The sequence below is a fragment of the uncultured Pluralibacter sp. genome (genome assembly GCF_913775985.1).
Lineage (GTDB): Bacteria > Pseudomonadota > Gammaproteobacteria > Enterobacterales > Enterobacteriaceae > Pluralibacter.
In genome coordinates this window covers 86,746-104,555 of sequence record NZ_CAJYMB010000088.1, presented here as the reverse complement: position 1 = coordinate 104,555, position 17,810 = coordinate 86,746, and the positions used below count along the sequence as shown (strand labels likewise).

13 protein-coding genes and 1 riboswitch are annotated in these 17,810 nt (G+C 56.1%); of the genes, 5 read left to right on the top strand and 8 right to left on the bottom strand.

The genetic code is table 11. From position 1 onward, the window contains the following. Positions 1-437 precede the first annotated feature (437 nt). Both murI and btuB read right to left on the bottom strand, forming a co-directional pair. Positions 438-1,289 (bottom strand): glutamate racemase, encoded by an 852-nt coding sequence (gene murI / locus QZ766_RS09980; RefSeq protein WP_297200992.1) that lies wholly within the window; start codon positions 1,287-1,289, stop codon positions 438-440. Further along, positions 1,234-3,090 (bottom strand): TonB-dependent vitamin B12 receptor BtuB, encoded by a 1,857-nt coding sequence (gene btuB / locus QZ766_RS09975; RefSeq protein WP_297200989.1) that lies wholly within the window; start codon positions 3,088-3,090, stop codon positions 1,234-1,236. Before btuB ends, murI begins: the two co-directional genes overlap by 56 nt. 65 nt (positions 3,091-3,155) lie before the next feature. Continuing rightward, positions 3,156-3,333, bottom strand: a riboswitch (cobalamin riboswitch). A 104-nt stretch (positions 3,334-3,437) separates the two neighbouring features. Here btuB and trmA point away from each other — a divergent pair. Further along, positions 3,438-4,538, top strand: coding sequence for a tRNA (uridine(54)-C5)-methyltransferase TrmA (trmA, locus tag QZ766_RS09970; RefSeq protein ID WP_297200986.1), 1,101 nt, complete (start codon positions 3,438-3,440; stop codon positions 4,536-4,538). A gap of 42 nt (positions 4,539-4,580) precedes the next feature. On the opposite strand, the gene QZ766_RS09965 is transcribed toward trmA, so the two are convergent. Next, positions 4,581-4,940 (bottom strand): YijD family membrane protein, encoded by a 360-nt coding sequence (locus QZ766_RS09965; RefSeq protein WP_297200984.1) that lies wholly within the window; start codon positions 4,938-4,940, stop codon positions 4,581-4,583. Positions 4,941-4,974: 34 nt separating this feature from the next. Then, on the bottom strand, positions 4,975-5,610 hold the full coding sequence (gene fabR / locus QZ766_RS09960) for an HTH-type transcriptional repressor FabR (RefSeq protein WP_297200982.1): 636 nt from the start codon (positions 5,608-5,610) through the stop codon (positions 4,975-4,977). 252 nt (positions 5,611-5,862) lie between these two features. Between fabR and sthA the strand changes: the two genes are divergently transcribed. Beyond that, complete coding sequence (gene sthA / locus QZ766_RS09955; RefSeq protein WP_297200979.1) at positions 5,863-7,263, top strand: Si-specific NAD(P)(+) transhydrogenase; 1,401 nt, start codon at positions 5,863-5,865, stop codon at positions 7,261-7,263. Here the strand turns inward: sthA and oxyR are convergent. From oxyR to argC, 4 genes are all read right to left on the bottom strand, one after another. Continuing rightward, a complete protein-coding gene (gene oxyR / locus QZ766_RS09950) occupies positions 7,246-8,163 on the bottom strand; it encodes a DNA-binding transcriptional regulator OxyR (protein WP_297200977.1) in 918 nt (305 codons plus the stop codon). The genes sthA and oxyR overlap by 18 nt on opposite strands. Positions 8,164-8,432: 269 nt before the next feature. Next, positions 8,433-9,806 (bottom strand): argininosuccinate lyase, encoded by a 1,374-nt coding sequence (gene argH / locus QZ766_RS09945; RefSeq protein ID WP_297200974.1) that lies wholly within the window; start codon positions 9,804-9,806, stop codon positions 8,433-8,435. A 60-nt stretch (positions 9,807-9,866) separates the two neighbouring features. Further along, positions 9,867-10,655, bottom strand: coding sequence for an acetylglutamate kinase (argB, locus tag QZ766_RS09940; RefSeq protein ID WP_297200971.1), 789 nt, complete (start codon positions 10,653-10,655; stop codon positions 9,867-9,869). Next, complete coding sequence (gene argC / locus QZ766_RS09935; RefSeq protein WP_297200967.1) at positions 10,656-11,660, bottom strand: N-acetyl-gamma-glutamyl-phosphate reductase; 1,005 nt, start codon at positions 11,658-11,660, stop codon at positions 10,656-10,658. 88 nt (positions 11,661-11,748) lie between these two features. Between argC and argE the strand changes: the two genes are divergently transcribed. The 3 genes from argE to QZ766_RS09920 all read left to right on the top strand — a co-directional run bounded on the left by argE (position 11,749) and on the right by QZ766_RS09920 (position 17,784). Continuing rightward, the gene (gene argE, locus QZ766_RS09930) at positions 11,749-12,900 is read left to right on the top strand and encodes an acetylornithine deacetylase (protein ID WP_297200963.1); all 1,152 of its coding nucleotides are present in this window, start codon (positions 11,749-11,751) and stop codon (positions 12,898-12,900) included. Between the two features lie 293 nt (positions 12,901-13,193). Beyond that, positions 13,194-15,845: a phosphoenolpyruvate carboxylase gene (gene ppc, locus QZ766_RS09925; protein WP_297200959.1), complete on the top strand. Its 2,652-nt coding sequence runs from the start codon at positions 13,194-13,196 to the stop codon at positions 15,843-15,845. A gap of 187 nt (positions 15,846-16,032) precedes the next feature. Further along, positions 16,033-17,784 (top strand): phosphoethanolamine transferase CptA, encoded by a 1,752-nt coding sequence (locus QZ766_RS09920; RefSeq protein WP_297200957.1) that lies wholly within the window; start codon positions 16,033-16,035, stop codon positions 17,782-17,784. Positions 17,785-17,810 lie beyond the last annotated feature (26 nt).

Here is a 17,810-nt window from a genome sequence, read left to right as displayed (position 1 = left end):
TGCATGTGTTAGGCCTGCCGCCAGCGTTCAATCTGAGCCATGATCAAACTCTTCAATTTAAGTTTGATGCTCGTGAATTAAACTTCGTAATGAATTACGTGTTCACTCAGAGACTTGGTATTCATTTAGTGTCCGAAGACATTAAGAATCCATGTCACTTTGAGTGCCCACACAGATTGTCTGATAAATTGTTAAAGAGCAGTGCGACGCGCTTTAGCGCTCTGTCGCGAGGTCCCGTATAATACGTTTTCCTCATTCAGAGTCAAGCATTTAATTTCGCTTTTCTCCGTCGGCGTTCATCGCTGAACCCCGCTAACCCGGCGGCCTGTAAGCCGTTGTTCCGTGTCAGTGGAGGCGCATTATAGGGAGTTCTCTGACGTTGACAAGCCCTGTTTTAAAAAAACTTTTCAACCGCCTTTTTTTTGTTCAAAACAGCCTTAAACAGTCAGCATTTCAAGCCTTTCAAAGCCATATCGCTGTAAAACGGGCAAAAGTTGTGCAGTTTCAGGCGTAAGCGCCAGACAGAAGGCAATGTTGTCTTCGGATGATCCCGCCTCTGGCGCCTCGTGCTCCAGCAGCCAGGCCGTCCTGCGGGCGATTGCCGCTCCGGAATCCACTAGCCGCGTGCCTTCAGGCAATACAGCCTTAAGCTCGTCCAGTAAAAGCGGAAAATGGGTACATCCCAGCACCACCGTATCCGGCGGCTCCTGCATTCTCAGCCACGGACGCAGGATGCGGCGCAGCTCGTCAAGAGGAACAGGTTCTCCGTGAAGCTTCGCCTCGGCCAGCTCGACCAGTTCCGCCGACCCGAGCATTTCAATATGGCATTCGTGGGCAAAGCGGTTAATGAGCTCCAGAGTATAAGGACGTTTCACCGTTCCGCGGGTGGCCAGCAATCCTACAACGCCGTTAGCCGTTAGCCTTGCCGCCGGTTTGATCGCGGGCACCACGCCGACGACCGGAAAAGTAAATTTGTCACGCAGAGCGGGTAGTGAAACCGTGCTGGCCGTGTTACAGGCAATCACAGCTAACGCCAGAGGATAGCGGGCCTGTACAGCAGTCACGATTTCAAGCACGCGCTCAACGATAAAATCTTCGCTCTTTTCACCGTAGGGAAAGGCCACGTTGTCGAAGACATAGAGGAAATGCAGATCCGGCAGCAAGTGCCGGATCTCATCATAGACCGACAGCCCACCAACGCCGGAATCAAAAACCAGCACGGTGGGGCGTGGATCAGAAGGTGTAGCTGCCAGACAAGTTGTATTCCCGTCCTGCAGTTTGGTAGCCATAAACTGTCTCATAATCTTTATCGAACAGGTTGGCAATTTTACCACGAACCGTCAGGTGTGTTGTGACCGGATATGAAACCGCGAGATCCCATAGGCTGACGCCGCCCATTTTCATACGTTCTGAAGAGTATGTATTTGGGTCATAAGCGACATCATAGCGTGTGCCAAGATAACGGTAAGCAACATTCCAGTTCAGAGCCATCGCCTGCCAGTCTAACTGATATTTAACCTGTTGCTTAGAACGACGAGCCAACACTTCGTCCGTTTTAGCATTACGAGGATCAACATAATCATACGAAATTTGATGCGCCACTATCCCTGTATCAAACTGAGCCGTCGCCTCGATACCTTTAATACGTGCTTTACCCGTATTGTAGAAGTGAAAGGTACGGGGATCGCTCTCAATCAGGTTATTTACATCGTTTCGATAACCTGTTACTCGCCAGTTTATTGGGCCTGTAAGTCCCTCAAAACCACCTTCCCACTGTTTGCTTTTTTCAGGCTTGAGATCGGGATTTCCGTAATCCGCACTGTGGATTTGACTCATAGTGGGAGCTTTATAGGCTGTACCATAAGAGCCGATGATGCGGTAGCCCTCAACAAACTCCCATCCAGCACTCGTCTGCCAGGTGTTATGGTGACCAAAATTGGAATCGTCGTCATTTCGCGCGGCGCCTTCTAGCGTCAAGCTATCAAACTGCTGCGTGGCGGAAAGAAATACTCCTGAATTACGCTGTTCATATCCTTGATTCAAATAACCTGTTCCGGCTTTGGTTTTTTGCTTTTTCCAGTCAAAACCAGCACCGATATTACCGTGCCCAACAGTAAAGGTATTCAGCCATTGAGCAGTATATTGCTTCACATCGTCCATTGTTGCTGATGTGGCATAACGACCCTTTTTTGGATCATAGTTCAGGTCCTTGCTACGGCCATAACCAGTAACAAGTTGCGATTGATAAATACCCTGACTGTAACGTAACCCCATATCCCAGTTCTGACTATATAACTGGCGAGTATCAGGGGTACCATCAACCATAAAATTGCTATCATAGTGATCATACCCGTCATAAGCAGTACGATTGTCATAGCCGAAACCACGAACGAACCCATTGATACTTTCGGTAATCTGCTGCTCTACTGAACCAAAAATTGATTTGCTCATAAATCCATCACGGTCAGGCTGAGATGGTGCATCCTTAGCATCAATATTAAAGCCGTGCGTGTAAGTATAGTTGCCACCCAGAGTGACTTTAGTTTTATCAAACTGGTGCTGAAAAGAGCCGTCGTAGCTTTGATAGCCCTTAGAACCAATCCCCGCGGAAACTTCACCGCCCGGGTTGTCACGGCCCGTAATAATATTGATAACGCCACCAATGGCATCTGAACCATAAAGTGCCGATCTTGGGCCTCGAATGTATTCAATCCGCTGCACCAGAGAGACAGGTATCTGACTTAAATCAGGAACGTTACTGATACCTGCGTTATTAAGCGGTATACCATCAATAAGCACTAAAACATGGCGAGATTCCGTTCCCCGAATAAATGTCGATGAACTGGCCCCTAATCCACCATTTTGAGCAATATCAACACCAGGCAGACGAGACATCACTTCAACGATGCTTTTCGCCTGCCAGCGCTCAATATCTTCCCGCGTAACAATAGAATTAGACGCCAATACCGTATTCACCGGCTGTTGAAAACGGTTTGCTGTCACCACCAAAGTCTCTGAGCCGCCATCCTGCGCCCACCCCGAAAAAGCCGTGACGGAGAACGCCGTCAGCAGCGAGATTTTTTTAATCATTTTTAAAGCATCCAGATAATAAGAAGGATGCCGCCGGCCCCATCATTAATTCGCGATGATGAGCATCCGTTGCGACGTACTCCGGCAGGTCTTCGGGCTTGGTGGCGTGTTGTGGATGACGACTTCCCACGTTGCCGCAGTGTCTTTATTACTCATCCCGCCAGTCTTTACCGCTGCGCGTCAGCTCCAGATTTGCACTGGATTCCCTTTTCACTCGCTGAGACCGGAAGCAGAATGTTACATTCATAACCGTTTAGATGTCCAGACAGCTACGCTGGATAAAGTCTGGACATCGTAGTTTCATCCCCTACAATCCCCCGCGTAATTTCTCTTATTCAGGAAGCGCTATGACCCCCGAACACCTGCCGACAGAACAGTATGAAGCCCAGCTGGCGGAAAAAGTTGTCCGTCTGCAGAGCATGATGGCCGCGCACGACGCGCCTGTGCCGGAGGTCTTTCGCTCGCCCGTCAGCCACTACCGCATGCGGGCGGAATTTCGGCTATGGCACGACGGCGATAACCTGTACCACATCATGTTCGATCAGGCGACAAAACAGCGTATTCGCGTCGACACGTTTCCGGCAGCCAGCGAGCTGATCAACGTGCTGATGACGGCAATTATTGACGGCGTGAAAACCGACAAAAACCTGCGTCACAAGCTGTTCCAGGTGGACTACCTGACCACCGTCAGCAACCAGGCGATCGTCTCGCTGCTGTATCATAAAAAGCTGGATGATGAGTGGACGGCAGCGGCTACCCGCCTGCGCGACGCCTTAAGAGCCAGCGGCCTAAACGTGCAGCTAATAGGCCGGGCAACGAAAACCAAAATTGAGCTCGACAGGGATTACGTGGACGAGCGCCTGCCGATCGGCGGCCGCGAGATGATCTATCGCCAGGTCGAGAACAGCTTTACCCAGCCTAACGCCGCGATGAATATCCAGATGCTGGAGTGGGCGCAGAGCGTGACGCAGCATGCTACCGGCGATCTGCTGGAGCTGTACTGCGGCAACGGTAACTTCTCGCTCGCCCTGGCCCGCAACTTCAATCGCGTGCTGGCGACCGAAATTGCCAAACCGTCGGTGGCTGCGGCGCAGTACAACATTGCCGCTAACCACATCGACAACGTGCAGATCGTTCGCATGTCGGCGGAGGAGTTTACTCAGGCCATGACCGGCGTGCGGCAGTTCCACCGTCTGCAGGGCATCGATTTGAAGAGCTATCAGTGCGAGACGATTTTCGTCGATCCGCCGCGCAGCGGGCTGGACAGCGAAACGGAGAAGATGGTGCAGGGCTACCCCAACATTCTCTATATTTCCTGTAACCCGGAAACGCTGTGTAAGAACCTGGAGACATTAGGAAAAACGCACAGGGTTGCGCGCCTGGCACTGTTCGATCAGTTCCCGTACACCCACCACATGGAGTGCGGCGTCTGGCTGACGAAGAAGTAAGATTTTCCGGGCTGGCTTTGCGCCAGCCCGAACCACTGAGAATTATTCCGCCGTATCCGCTTTATGGTTCCGCAGCCGGTAGCCTATCCAGAAAACCATAATGACCGACAGCACCGCCGGGAAAAAGTTAGATCCGATATCCGGGTATTCAGCCCGTACAACGGTACTGAAAAGCAGCACGCCTAAAATAAAGCAGGCGGCAGAAAGCCCTGGCAGCCCCAGCGGCATGGTGCGGTTTTGATAGCGCTGATGCAGGCAGTAAATCGCCAGCACCAGGGAAATAATGGGGAATACGGAAAACGGCACAATGGAGCTGAACAGCGCAGCAAACGTTCCGTTAATTGACAGGCCGGCGATGAGCGCCAGCAGCAATGTACCTTTATCTTGACCAGTCTGTTTCATTACTCACTCATCCTTCACTTACTCAAAAATAGAGTTACCCGCCGTGATGGGCTGTCTTTTCCTGCTCGCGGCGATACCAGTAGTAAGCCCCTTTGGAAATCATCCGCAGCTGCAGCACCAGCCGCTCCTCGAGCTGCAGGCGCTGCTCGGGGGTGACATCCAGCGCTTCGGCGCCGGCGCTAAAGACAATAGTCACCATCGCTTCCGCCTGCGCTTCGGTAAAGGCGCGCGGCATGTGATTTTCGATTTCCAGATAGTCCGCAAGTTCAGCGATAAAATGCTGAATTTCCCTGGCGACCGCCGCACGAAACGCCGCCGACGTGCCTGAACGCTCGCGCAACAGCAGTCGGAAAGCATTCGGGTTATTACCGATAAATTCCATAAACGTTGAAACCGAGGTGCGGATAACGCTGCCGCCTTTAGCAATGCGCTGGCGCGCCTGGCGCATCAGCTGGCGCAGCATCAGCCCGCTCTCATCGACCATCGTCAGCCCAAGCTCGTCAACGTCGCGGAAATGGCGATAGAAAGAAGTTGGTGCAATGCCCGCCTCGCGGGCAACTTCCCGAAGGCTCAGGCTGGCAAAACTACGTTCCGCACTCAGCTGGCTAAATGCGGCTTCCACCAGCGAACGGCGGGTTTTCTCTTTTTGTAGCGCTCTTACGCCCATCACGATATCTGAATCCTTCCCTCTGCCAGTCAGGCACTATACCAGAGAATGAAAATGATCGTTTAACGATGGATTGTGAATGATTATTAATCCGAAAAATCAGCGCCTTTGCGTATTACTTGCAGTAAAAAGCGTGATGCAGGGATGAGGAGTTTGTGCTCTTTTGATGCCAAAATACGCAGCGATAATTGGGTAAACGTCTCAGCGATGTTACCATTATGTTGATTTTACGTATAAGAGCAGGTAAACCCCACCATGTCAGATACCTATGATTATGATGTAATAGTAATTGGCTCCGGCCCCGGCGGTGAAGGGGCTTCAATGGGGCTGGTTAAACAGGGAATGCGCGTTGCCGTTATCGAGCGCTACCACAATGTCGGCGGCGGCTGTACCCACTGGGGCACTATCCCGTCAAAAGCGCTCCGCCACGCGGTCAGCCGAATCATCGAGTTTAACCAGAACCCTTTATACAGCGACCACACCCGACTTCTCCGCTCCTCCTTTGCCGACATCCTTAATCATGCCGACAGCGTCATTAACCAGCAAACCCGCATGCGCCAGGGATTTTACGAGCGCAACCACTGCGAAATGCTGCAGGGCGACGCCCACTTTGTTGATGAACACACCATTGCCCTGAAGTGCCACGATGGATCTGTTGAAACCATCAGCGCCGAAAAATTTGTCATCGCCTGCGGTTCGCGCCCTTACCGCCCTGCAGACGTAGACTTTAACCATCCCCGCATTTACGACAGCGACTCTATCCTTGACCTGCACCACGAGCCGCGCCACGTAATTATTTACGGCGCCGGGGTTATCGGCTGCGAATATGCGTCGATTTTCCGCGGTATGGAGGTCAAAGTAGATTTAATCAACACCCGCGACCGCCTGCTGGCCTTCCTCGATCAGGAGATGTCCGACTCGCTCTCCTATCACTTCTGGAATAACGGCGTGGTGATTCGCCACAACGAAGAGTACGAGAAGATTGAAGGCGCCGACGACGGTGCGATCATGCACCTTAAATCCGGCAAAAAGCTAAAAGCTGACTGCATCCTGTTCGCCAACGGCCGCACCGGTAATACCGACACGCTGGCGCTGGAAAACGTCGGCCTGCAGGCCGACAGCCGCGGCCTGCTGAAGGTAAACAGCATGTACCAGACGGCGGTACCGCATATTTACGCCGTGGGCGATGTTATCGGCTATCCAAGCCTGGCCTCGGCCGCCTACGATCAGGGACGTATTGCCGCGCAGGCAGTAGCGAAAGGCGAAGCGACAGCTCACCTGGTGGAAGACATTCCAACCGGTATTTATACCATTCCGGAAATTAGCTCCGTCGGGAAAACCGAACAGCAGCTGACGGCGATGAAAGTGCCTTATGAAGTGGGTCGGGCGCAGTTTAAGCACCTGGCGCGGGCGCAAATCGTCGGCATGAACGTCGGCACGCTGAAGATCCTGTTTCATCGGGAAACGAAGGAGATCCTGGGGATCCACTGCTTTGGCGAACGCGCGGCCGAGATTATTCACATCGGCCAGGCGATTATGGAGCAGAAAGGCGGCGGTAACACCATCGAGTACTTTGTTAACACCACCTTCAATTACCCGACAATGGCGGAAGCCTATCGGGTTGCGGCTCTCAACGGTTTAAACCGCCTTTTTTAACGCTTTGTCGAAATGGCCATCCATTGATTCGCGGATGGCCTCTGCCAGCTGCTCATAGCGGCTGCGCAGCGGCGAGCCCGGGCGATAGACCAGTCCGATAGTACGTCTCGGCTCCGGCTTAATGCACGGCAGATAAATCACGCCATCTCGCTTGCGCTCGGCGGGAACCGCCAGCGCCGGCAGCAGCGTGATCCCGCTGCCCGCCGCCACCATATTACGCAGCGTCTCCAGGCTGGTCGCGCGGAAATGCGTATCTTCATCTGCACCAGCTTCAAAGCAGAACCCCATCGCCTGATCGCGCAGGCAGTGGCCATCTTCCAGCATCAGCAGCTTTTCACCCGCCAGATCGGACATCGGGACGCGATCGCGATCGGCCCACGGATGATCTTCATAAATAGCCAGCAGCATCGGCTCGTCGAACAGCGGCACCTCAATAAAGGCCTCGCTCTCTTTTACCAGCGCCAGGATTGCGCAGTCGAGCTTCCCGCTGTCGAGCTGGGCCAGCAGCTGCTGGGTTTGCGCTTCGTGCAGGTACATCTCAAGCTTGGGGAACATCTGGTGCAACATCGGAATGATGAGCGGCAGCAGATAGGGACCGACGGTCGGGATCAGACCAATGTGCAGCGGGCCAGACATTGTTTCCCCCTGCTGGCTTGCCATCTCCTTGAGCACTTTGACCTCGCGCAGCACGGTGCGGGCCTGATCCACCAGCAGCAGACCTGCCTGGGTAAACAGCACCTTGCGGCTGGTTCGCTCCAGCAGCATCACGCCAAGCTCGTCTTCCAGCTTGCGGATTTGCCCGCTCAGCGTTGGCTGGCTCACGTGGCATGAGTCTGCCGCGCGGCGGAAGTGGCGATGCTCGGCAAGCGCCACGAGGTATTCAAGATCGCGAATATTCATTATTCATCCTCCAGCGCACGATAGTTCGTGGCGATAGATAGCATAGCAACGAACGATTATCCCTATCAAGCATTCCAGGCAATAATCATCAACACAAAATAGTGGTACCTCATTTAACCCTTGATGCCACTAACCTGTTCAGAGAATTTCCTCTCATGCTGAACAACAAAAGCCAACGTGAACTTTGCGGACCAAGACGGTCCGCTTTTTTTTGCATAAAAAAAGCCAGCGCGAAGCTGGCTCGGGTATCGTGAATGACTGGTGCAATTTTACACCAGACGATTTTTCGCTGCCGCAAGGGCCTGTGCTACCTGCTTCGGCGATACGCCCCCCTGGGCCGCCCGCTTATCCAGGCAGGACTGCAGCGCCAGGATGGGATAGACATCGTCGCCAATGCTTGAGCTGAATTTCTGCAGCTCCGGCAGGGAGAGTTCTTCCAGCGGCTTGCCCTGGCGAATAGCCTCTACCACGGCCTCACCGACGATATGGTGCGCCTCGCGGAACGGAATGCCTTTAGCCACCAGGTAGTCTGCAAGCTCGGTGGCGTTGGCATAACCCTGCTGCGCCGCATCCTGGCAGCGCTCGCGCTTAACCTGAATCCCGTCCAGCACCAGCACCGCCATGTGCAGGCAGTCGCTCCAGGTATCCAGCGCGTCAAACAGCCCCTCTTTGTCTTCCTGCATATCTTTGTTGTACGCCAGCGGAAGGCCTTTCAAGGTCATCATCATGCCGGTCAGTGCGCCCTGAACGCGCCCGCACTTGCCGCGGATGAGCTCCAGCGCGTCCGGGTTTTTCTTCTGCGGCATCAGCGAGGATCCGGAGGTGACGCGATCGGACAGCTCAACGAAGCCCGCTTCACCGGTATTGAAGAAAATAAGGTCTTCGGCAAAGCGCGACAGATGCACCATGCCGATGGAAGCGTCGGACAGCAGTTCCAGCACGTGGTCTCGGTCGGAAACGGTATCGAGGCTGTTACGGGTTGCAGAGGCAAAGCCCAGCCAGCCGGCCAGCTGCTGGCGATCGATTTCATAGGCAGTTCCCGCCAGCGCGCCGCAGCCCAGCGGGCTCACGTCGAGACGCTTGAGGGTATCGTGCAGGCGGCTTTCATCGCGGGCCAGCATTTCCACATAAGCCAGGCACCAGTGGGCAAAGGTTACCGGCTGGGCGCGCTGCAGGTGGGTATATCCTGGCATGACCGCATCCTGGTTGTTGCGGGCAGTTTCCACCAGCGCGCTCTGCAGCTCGCGCACCGCGCTCAGCAGCCCGGTGACGGCATCTTTACACCACAGTTTGAGGTCGGTGGCGACCTGATCGTTGCGGCTGCGCCCGGTGTGCAGCTTCTTGCCGAGCTGGCCCACTTTATCGATCAGCTTGCCTTCCACCCAGCTGTGTATATCTTCCGCATCGCTTTCGAGAATTTGCTGCGGATTGGCGCGCACCTCTTCCAGCAGCGTGCCGAGCGCCGCCTCAAGCTGCTGCTGCTCGTCTGCGGTCAGCACGCCGACGGTAACCAGCGCTTTTGACCAGGCAACCGATCCGACGATATCCTGCTCCGCCAGACGATAGTCAAAGCGTAAAGAGTCGTTGAACTGTTTAAACCGCTGATCCGCTGCCTGAGTAAAGCGCCCGCCCCAAAGTGCCATAAGCTGTTTCCTTTAAAATATGATGTGTTGTGCGCTCTCCTGCGGAGAGACAGAAAAATATTATGCCAGGATCCGCGTGCCGATTGGCGTGCCGTTAAACAGCGCCGGCAGCTGCTCCGCATGGCGCCACGAGGCGATATCCACGGGGCGACCCAGCGTGCGGGCAGCATCCAGAGCCGCGTTAACTTTGATGATCATTCCGTCAGTAATGATGCCCTGCTCAATCAGCTGCTCCGCTTTCGCTGCGGTCATCTCCGCGATGCGCTGGCCTTTGCCGTCCAGAATACCGCTCACGTCCGAGAGCAGAATAAGGTCTGCACCCAGGGTTGCGGCCAGCGCCGTCGCTGCCTGATCGGCGTTAACATTCATCAGTTTGCCATCTTCGGTGACGCCGACTGAGCTGACCACCGGCAGGAAGCCGCCTTCCAGCAGCGTGGTAATCAGTGTTGCCGACCCGGGCTTAGCCAGCCCAACGTGCCCAAGCTCTTCGTCAAGCTGAGTGACGCTGACGCTGTCGCCGTCACCCAGATACAGGCCAACCGAAGCGATCTGGTGCTTCTTCGCCCACGCCAGCAGCGTTTTATTGGCGATACCTGCCAGCGCGCCGGTAATAATGTCGATTTGATCCGCCGGGGTTACCCGCAGGCCGTTTTTCTTCTTCACCGGCAGATTGAGCTGCTTCATCAAATCGTCCACCACGCAGCCGCCGCCGTGCACAATCACCAGCGGGCGCTGATGCTCGGCACGATAGTTAACCAGCGCGGTAAACAAGCGCTCCAGCGCTTCTTCACTGTCCAGCAGCACGCCACCAAGTTTGATAATTAAAGGATTCATTACGCTGTTATCCATTCAGAGAAGAGACTCGGTTTCGGCAAAACCGAAACGAATATTGGCACACTGTACGGCCTGCGCGGCCGCACCTTTCAGCAGATTATCTTCCGCCGCAACGAGGATCAGATGCTCGCCCTGCACGGCAAAGCCGATATCGCAAAACGGCAGGCCAACCACGTTTTTCAGTGCCGGCACGCCGCTGTCGTACAGGCGCACCAATGGTTTATCCGCGTAGGCGGCCCCGAGCGCGTCCGCTATCTGCGGACGATCGACGCCCGGCGTCAGGCGGCAGGTGATGGTTTCAAGAATACCGCGCTTAAAGTTACCCAGATGCGGCGTAAAAATAATGTCGGCACCGAGGTGGGTGGCAATTTCTGGATGATGGCGATGGTTAAAGATACCGTAAGGCTGCAGGCTCACTTCACAGAAGCTGTTGGAGATTGCCGCCTTGCGCCCGGCACCGCTCACGCCGCTGGTGGCGTTAATGACCGGCCACTGGTTCAAATCCAGCAGCCCGGCATCGATCAGCGGTTTTAGGGCCAGCTGTGCCGCAGTGGGATAGCAGCCCGGCACCGCAATCAGCGCCGCGTCTTTCAGCGCCGTGCCGCTCCACTCCGCCAGGCCGTAAACCGCCTGGGACAGCAGCTTTGGATGCTGGTGGGTGAAGCCGTAATATTTCTCATAGAACCCGATATCGTTAACGCGAAAAGCGCCAGAAAGGTCGAACACAACGCAGCCTTCGGCAAGAAACTGCGGCGCAAGATCGTGGCTGACCTCGTGCGCCGTCGCCAGAAACACCACGTCAACGCCGGCGCTGAATTCGCGGATGTCGGACATCGGCTGCAGCGGCAAATCTACAATCCCTTTCAGCTGCGGATGCAGGTCAGAGATGCGTTTTCCCGCATCATTGCTTTGCGCTGAGACGGTCAAAGCGGTTATGGTCATCTGCGGATGACGATTTATGTAATTTACCAGTTCAGCACCGGCATAACCGCTGGCGCCGACAATCAGCGTATTCAACATCGGGTTCCTTAATGCGTAACGATAGTGTATTTTTATTCATAATTAATGCATGAATATTGATACTATCACGACCTCAGGTGTGTCAACAATGAAAAACACTTTACCGCCGTTTATCGAGATTTATCGCGCGCTGATCGCCACTCCGTCCATTAGCGCCACGGAAGAATCGCTCGATCAGAGTAATGAAGCTTTAATCAATCTGCTGGGTGAGTGGTTCTCCACACTTGGCTTTCGCGTTGAGATCCAGCCGGTGCCCGGAACGCGACGCAAGTTTAACCTGCTGGCCAGCACCGGCCACGGTGCCGGCGGCCTGCTGCTGGCCGGCCATACCGATACCGTCCCCTTTGACGAAGGACGCTGGACGCGGGATCCGTTTACCCTCACCGAGCACGACAATAAGCTGTACGGCCTCGGCACCGCGGACATGAAGGGCTTCTTCGCCTTTATCCTCGACGCCCTGCGTGACGTGGATGTGACGAAGCTGAAAAAGCCGCTCTACATCCTCGCGACAGCCGATGAAGAGACCAGCATGGCGGGCGCCCGCTACTTCTCCGAAACCACCGCCGTGCGCCCTGACTGCGCAATTATCGGCGAACCGACCTCGCTGCAGCCGGTGCGGGCCCACAAAGGCCACATGTCCAGCGCCGTGCGGGTACTGGGTCAGTCCGGCCACTCCAGCGATCCGGATCGCGGCGTCAACGCTATCGAGCTGATGCATGACGCCGTAGGGCGCATCATGCAGCTGCGCGACTCGCTGAAAGAGCGCTACCGCAACGCCGCCTTTGCGGTGCCGTATCCGACGCTGAACCTCGGCTCGCTCCACGGCGGCGATGCCTCAAACCGCATCTGCGCCTGCTGCGAGCTGCATATGGATATTCGCCCGCTGCCGGGCATGACGCTGAACGATTTAAACGGGCTGCTGGTGGAAACGCTGGCGCCGGTGAGCGAGAAGTGGCCAGGCCGGCTGACCATTTCCGAGCTGCATCCGCCTATCCCCGGCTACGAATGTCCGCCGGACCACAACCTGGTGCAGGTGGTGGAAAAACTGCTCGGCACCACGGCCGAAGTGGTGAATTACTGTACCGAAGCGCCCTATATCCAGACCCTGTGCCCGACTCTGGTGCTGGGCCCGGGCTCCATTAATCAGGCCCACCAGCCGGATGAGTTTCTGGAAACCCGCTTTATCAAGCCGACCCGCGAGCTTATCGGCAAAGTCATCCACCACTTCTGCTGGCACTGATGCACCTCTGCCCTTCCGACCGGAAGGGCAATTTACGCCCTCGCGCTATAAGCAATACTTATTCCGCACGCTACCGGTTAAGTTTCGGCAATTTCATTCATTTTTCGCGTTGCTGAACCGATTTCGCCGCAATTGACGCGGGAGTTTTTACGTGGCTTTATAAAGTGACTATCACAAATGACCGAATACCACGTTCTGACAATTTCGTACCGCACGCGCTGTACTGTCTGCGGTCTCGTTACTGTTGCGCAAAATTCGGTGGCATACATAAATGAGATGGGGTGTCTGGGTTAATGAACGAACAATATTCCGCTTTGCGAAGTAATGTCAGTATGCTCGGCAAGGTACTGGGCGAAACGATTAAAGAAGCTCTGGGTGAAAATATTCTCGATCGGGTTGAAACCATCCGCAAGCTGTCGAAATCCTCGCGTTCCGGCAACGAGGCCGACCGCCAGGCGCTGCTCACCACGCTGCAAAACCTGTCCAATGACGAGCTGCTGCCGGTAGCGCGTGCGTTCAGCCAGTTCCTGAACCTGGCCAATACCGCCGAGCAGTACCACAGCATCTCCCCGAGCGGCGAGGCGGCGAGCAACCCGGAAGTCATCGCCCGCACGCTGCGCAAGCTGAAAGATCAGCCCGGCTTCACCGAAGACACCATCCCGAAAGCCGTCGAAGCGCTGTCGCTGGAGCTGGTGCTCACCGCGCACCCGACCGAAATTACCCGCCGCACCCTGATCCACAAAATGGGCGAGGTCAACAGCTGCCTCAAGCAGCTCGATAACCAGGATCTCGCCGATTACGAGCGCCACAGCCTGATGCGCCGCCTGCGCCAGCTGATTGCCCAGTCCTGGCACACCGATGAGATCCGCAAGCACCGCCCGAGCCCGGTAGACGAAGCCAAGTGGGGCTTTGCAGTGGTGGAAAACAGCCTGTGGGAAGGGGTTCCGCACTTTCTGCGCGAGCTCAACGAACAGCTTGAAACGCATCTCGACTACCAGCTGCCGGTAGACTTTGTCCCGGTCCGCTTCACCTCCTGGATGGGCGGCGACCGCGACGGCAACCCGAACGTCACCGCCGATATCACCCGCACCGTGCTGCTGCTGAGCCGCTGGAAGGCCACCGACCTGTTCCTGAAAGACGTTCAGCTGCTGATTTCCGAGCTGTCGATGGTGAACTGTACCGACGAACTGCGCGCATACGCGGGCGAAGCGGGCGCGGCAGAACCTTATCGCTATCTGCTGAAAACCCTGCGCAGCCAGCTGATGGCGACCCAGGCGTGGCTGGAAGCGCGCCTGAAAGGCGAAAAACTGCCGAAGCCGGCCGGGCTCATTACCCAGAACGAACAGCTGTGGGAACCGCTGTACGCCTGCTATAAATCTCTGCAGGCCTGCGGCATGGGGATTATTGCCAACGGCGAGCTGCTTGATACGCTGCGCCGGGTGAAAAGCTTCGGCGTACCGCTGGTGCGCATTGACGTGCGCCAGGAAAGCACCCGCCACACCGAAGCACTCGCCGAGCTGACCCGCTATCTCGGCATCGGCGACTACGAAAGCTGGTCAGAGGCCGACAAACAGGCGTTCCTGATCCGCGAACTCAACTCCAAACGCCCGCTGCTGCCGCGCAGCTGGGAGCCGAGCGACGAAACCCGCGAGGTACTCGACACCTGCCGGGTCATTGCCGAAGCGCCGCGAGGCTCCATCGCCGCTTACGTGATTTCGATGGCGAAAACCCCGTCCGACGTATTAGCCGTTCACCTGCTGCTGAAAGAAGCAGGCATCGGCTTTGCGCTGCCGGTGGCGCCACTGTTTGAAACCCTCGACGACCTGAATAATGCCAACGACGTGATGACCCAGCTGCTGAATATCGACTGGTACCGCGGCTTTATTCAGGGCAAGCAGATGGTCATGATTGGCTACTCCGACTCGGCAAAAGACGCCGGCGTGATGGCCGCATCCTGGGCCCAGTATCAGGCCCAGGACGCGCTGATCAAAACCTGTGAAAAAGCCGGCATCGAGCTGACGCTGTTCCACGGCCGCGGTGGCTCAATCGGCCGCGGCGGCGCGCCTGCCCACGCGGCGCTGCTCTCCCAGCCGCCGGGCAGCCTGAAGGGCGGCCTGCGCGTCACCGAGCAGGGGGAGATGATCCGCTTCAAGTACGGCCTGCCGGAAGTCACCGTCAGCAGCCTGTCGCTGTACACCAGCGCTATCCTGGAAGCTAACCTGCTGCCGCCGCCGGAGCCAAAACCCGCCTGGCGCGGCATCATGGACCAGCTGTCCGATGTTTCCTGCAAGATGTACCGCGGTTTCGTGCGCGAAAACAAAGACTTCGTGCCCTACTTCCGCTCGGCGACACCGGAGCAAGAGCTGGGCAAGCTGCCGCTGGGCTCGCGTCCGGCCAAGCGCCGCCCGACCGGTGGTGTCGAGTCCCTGCGCGCAATCCCGTGGATTTTTGCCTGGACCCAGAACCGCCTGATGCTGCCAGCCTGGCTCGGCGCCGGCGCCGCGCTGCAAACCGTAGTGGAAGAAGGCAAGCAGAGCGAGCTGGAAGCCATGTGTCGCGACTGGCCCTTCTTCTCAACCCGCCTGGGAATGCTGGAAATGGTATTCTCCAAGGCCGACCTGTGGCTGGCCGAATACTACGATCAGCGGCTGGTGAAAAAAGAGCTGTGGCCGCTGGGCGCCGAACTGCGCACGCAGCTGGAGGCGGATATCAAAGTGGTGCTGGATATTGCCAACGACTCGCATCTGATGGCGGATTTGCCGTGGATTGCCGAATCTATCCAGCTGCGCAATATCTACACCGACCCGCTGAACGTCCTGCAAGCCGAACTGCTGCACCGCTCCCGCCAGTCTGAAGAGGCCGGCAAAGAGCCCGATCCGCGCGTCGAGCAGGCGCTGATGGTCACCATTGCAGGCGTTGCCGCAGGCATGCGCAACACCGGCTAATCCCCGCCCGGCGCCGCGCCTGCTGCAAGGCAGCGCGGTGCCGACTGTACTTCTCCACGGAACCCTCTCATTTATCACCCAGAGTGACTTTTTCTGAGCGAAATAGTTACGATCGCGACCGCGAATTAAGGTTTGCTTAATCTCTTCCCGCTACGTTTTGTGCCACCTAAACACGCGGGTACAAAACATGTTTTCAACTTCTTCTCCGGCGAAAGGATCTTCCCCGGTTAAAGGCAAATTTAGCTGGAAAGCGCTTGGCGCGGCGCTGCTTTATTTTTGGTTTTTCTCAACGCTGCTGCAGGCCATCATCTGCTTTAGCGGATTCAGCGGCACCAACGGGCTGCGCGATTCCCTGCTGTATAGCTCTCTGTGGCTGATTCCCCTGTTCCTGTTTCCGTCCAGAACACGCGTTATTGCTGCGGTAATTGGCATCGTGCTGTGGGCCACATCGCTGGCAACGCTCTGTTATTACATCATTTACGGGCAGGAGTTCTCCCAGAGCGTCCTGTTTACGCTGTTCGAATCGAACACCGGAGAAGCCGGCGAGTACCTCAGCCAGTATCTGAACGGCAGAATTATACTGACCGCTATCGCCTATACCGCTGCGGTTATTTTCCTGTGGTCGCGCCTGAAACCCATCTATATTCCCACGCCGTGGCGCTGGCTTGTCTCTTTTGCCATTTTGTACGGGCTGATTCTCAATCCGCTGGTCAGCGATACGCTGATTAAGCACAAGCCGGTGGAAAAAGCCTTAGGTAAACTGGCCTCGCGCCTGGAGCCCGCCGCGCCCTGGCAGTTTATTACCGGCTATTACCAGTATCGCCAGCAGCTCGGCAGCCTGAATCGCCTGCTTAATGCCAACAGCGCCCTGCCCCCGCTGGCTAATTTGCACGATGCCTCCGGCAGCGCCCCGCGCACGCTGGTGCTGGTTATCGGCGAATCCACCCAGCGTGGACGCATGAGCCTGTACGGCTATCCGCGGGAAACCACGCCGGAGCTGGATAGCCTGCGCAAGTACGACAATCACCTGACGGTCTTTAATGATGTCGTTACCTCCCGGCCTTACACCATCGAAATTCTCCAGCAGGCGCTCACCTTCGCCAACGAACAGCATCCGGATCTGTACCTGACTAAACCGTCGCTGATGAACATGATGAAGCAGGCCGGATACAAAACGTTCTGGATAACCAACCAGCAGACGATGACCGAGCGCAATACCATGCTGACGGTATTCTCAAAGCAGACCGACAAACAGTTTTATATGAATCAGCAGCGCACCCAGAGCGCCCGCGAGTACGACACCAACGTGCTGGCGCCGTTTAAGGCGGTGATGGAGGATCCGGCGCCGAAGAAATTTATCATCGTGCACCTGCTCGGTACCCACATTAAATATAAGTACCGCTACCCGGAGAGCTGGGGGAAATTTGACGGCAAAACCGACAACGTTCCCGCAGGGCTGAGCGCTGACCAGGCCGAAGAGTACAACGACTACGACAACGCTAACCTGCATAACGACCACGTGGTTGCGAGCCTGATTAACGCCTATAAAGAGACAGATCCGAACGGTTTCCTGCTCTACTTCTCCGATCACGGAGAAGAGGTGTACGACACGCCGCCCCACAAAACCCAGGGGCGCAACGAGGGCAACCCAACCCGGCACATGTATACCATCCCGTTCCTGATATGGACTTCAGACCAGTGGCAGGCGGCGCACCCTCGCGACTTCAGCGGCGACATAAACCGCAAATACAGTAGCGCAGAGCTGATCCATACCTGGTCCGATCTGGCTGGCCTGAGCTACGACGGCTACGATCCCACCCGCTCGCTGGTGAACCCGCAGTTCAGGGAGATCACCCGCTGGATTGGCGATCCCTACAAGCCGTCATCCCTGAGATCCTACGACAGCCTGCCCTACGGCAATATGACAGGTAATCAGTAAACCTGAAGGCCGCCGTTTAACGGTGG

Bases quoted from the DNA above. Each gene is read 5' to 3' on its own strand.
- murI (WP_297200992.1), bottom strand. From the start codon at position 1,289: ATGGCTACCAAACTGCAGGACGGGAATACAACTTGTCTGGCAGCTACA.
- btuB (WP_297200989.1), bottom strand. From the start codon at position 3,090: ATGATTAAAAAAATCTCGCTGCTGACGGCGTTCTCCGTCACGGCTTTT.
- trmA (WP_297200986.1), top strand. From the start codon at position 3,438: ATGACCCCCGAACACCTGCCGACAGAACAGTATGAAGCCCAGCTGGCG.
- QZ766_RS09965 (WP_297200984.1), bottom strand. From the start codon at position 4,940: ATGAAACAGACTGGTCAAGATAAAGGTACATTGCTGCTGGCGCTCATC.
- sthA (WP_297200979.1), top strand. From the start codon at position 5,863: ATGTCAGATACCTATGATTATGATGTAATAGTAATTGGCTCCGGCCCC.
- oxyR (WP_297200977.1), bottom strand. From the start codon at position 8,163: ATGAATATTCGCGATCTTGAATACCTCGTGGCGCTTGCCGAGCATCGC.
- argH (WP_297200974.1), bottom strand. From the start codon at position 9,806: ATGGCACTTTGGGGCGGGCGCTTTACTCAGGCAGCGGATCAGCGGTTT.
- argB (WP_297200971.1), bottom strand. From the start codon at position 10,655: ATGGATAACAGCGTAATGAATCCTTTAATTATCAAACTTGGTGGCGTG.
- argC (WP_297200967.1), bottom strand. From the start codon at position 11,660: ATGTTGAATACGCTGATTGTCGGCGCCAGCGGTTATGCCGGTGCTGAA.
- argE (WP_297200963.1), top strand. From the start codon at position 11,749: ATGAAAAACACTTTACCGCCGTTTATCGAGATTTATCGCGCGCTGATC.
- ppc (WP_297200959.1), top strand. From the start codon at position 13,194: ATGAACGAACAATATTCCGCTTTGCGAAGTAATGTCAGTATGCTCGGC.
- QZ766_RS09920 (WP_297200957.1), top strand. From the start codon at position 16,033: ATGTTTTCAACTTCTTCTCCGGCGAAAGGATCTTCCCCGGTTAAAGGC.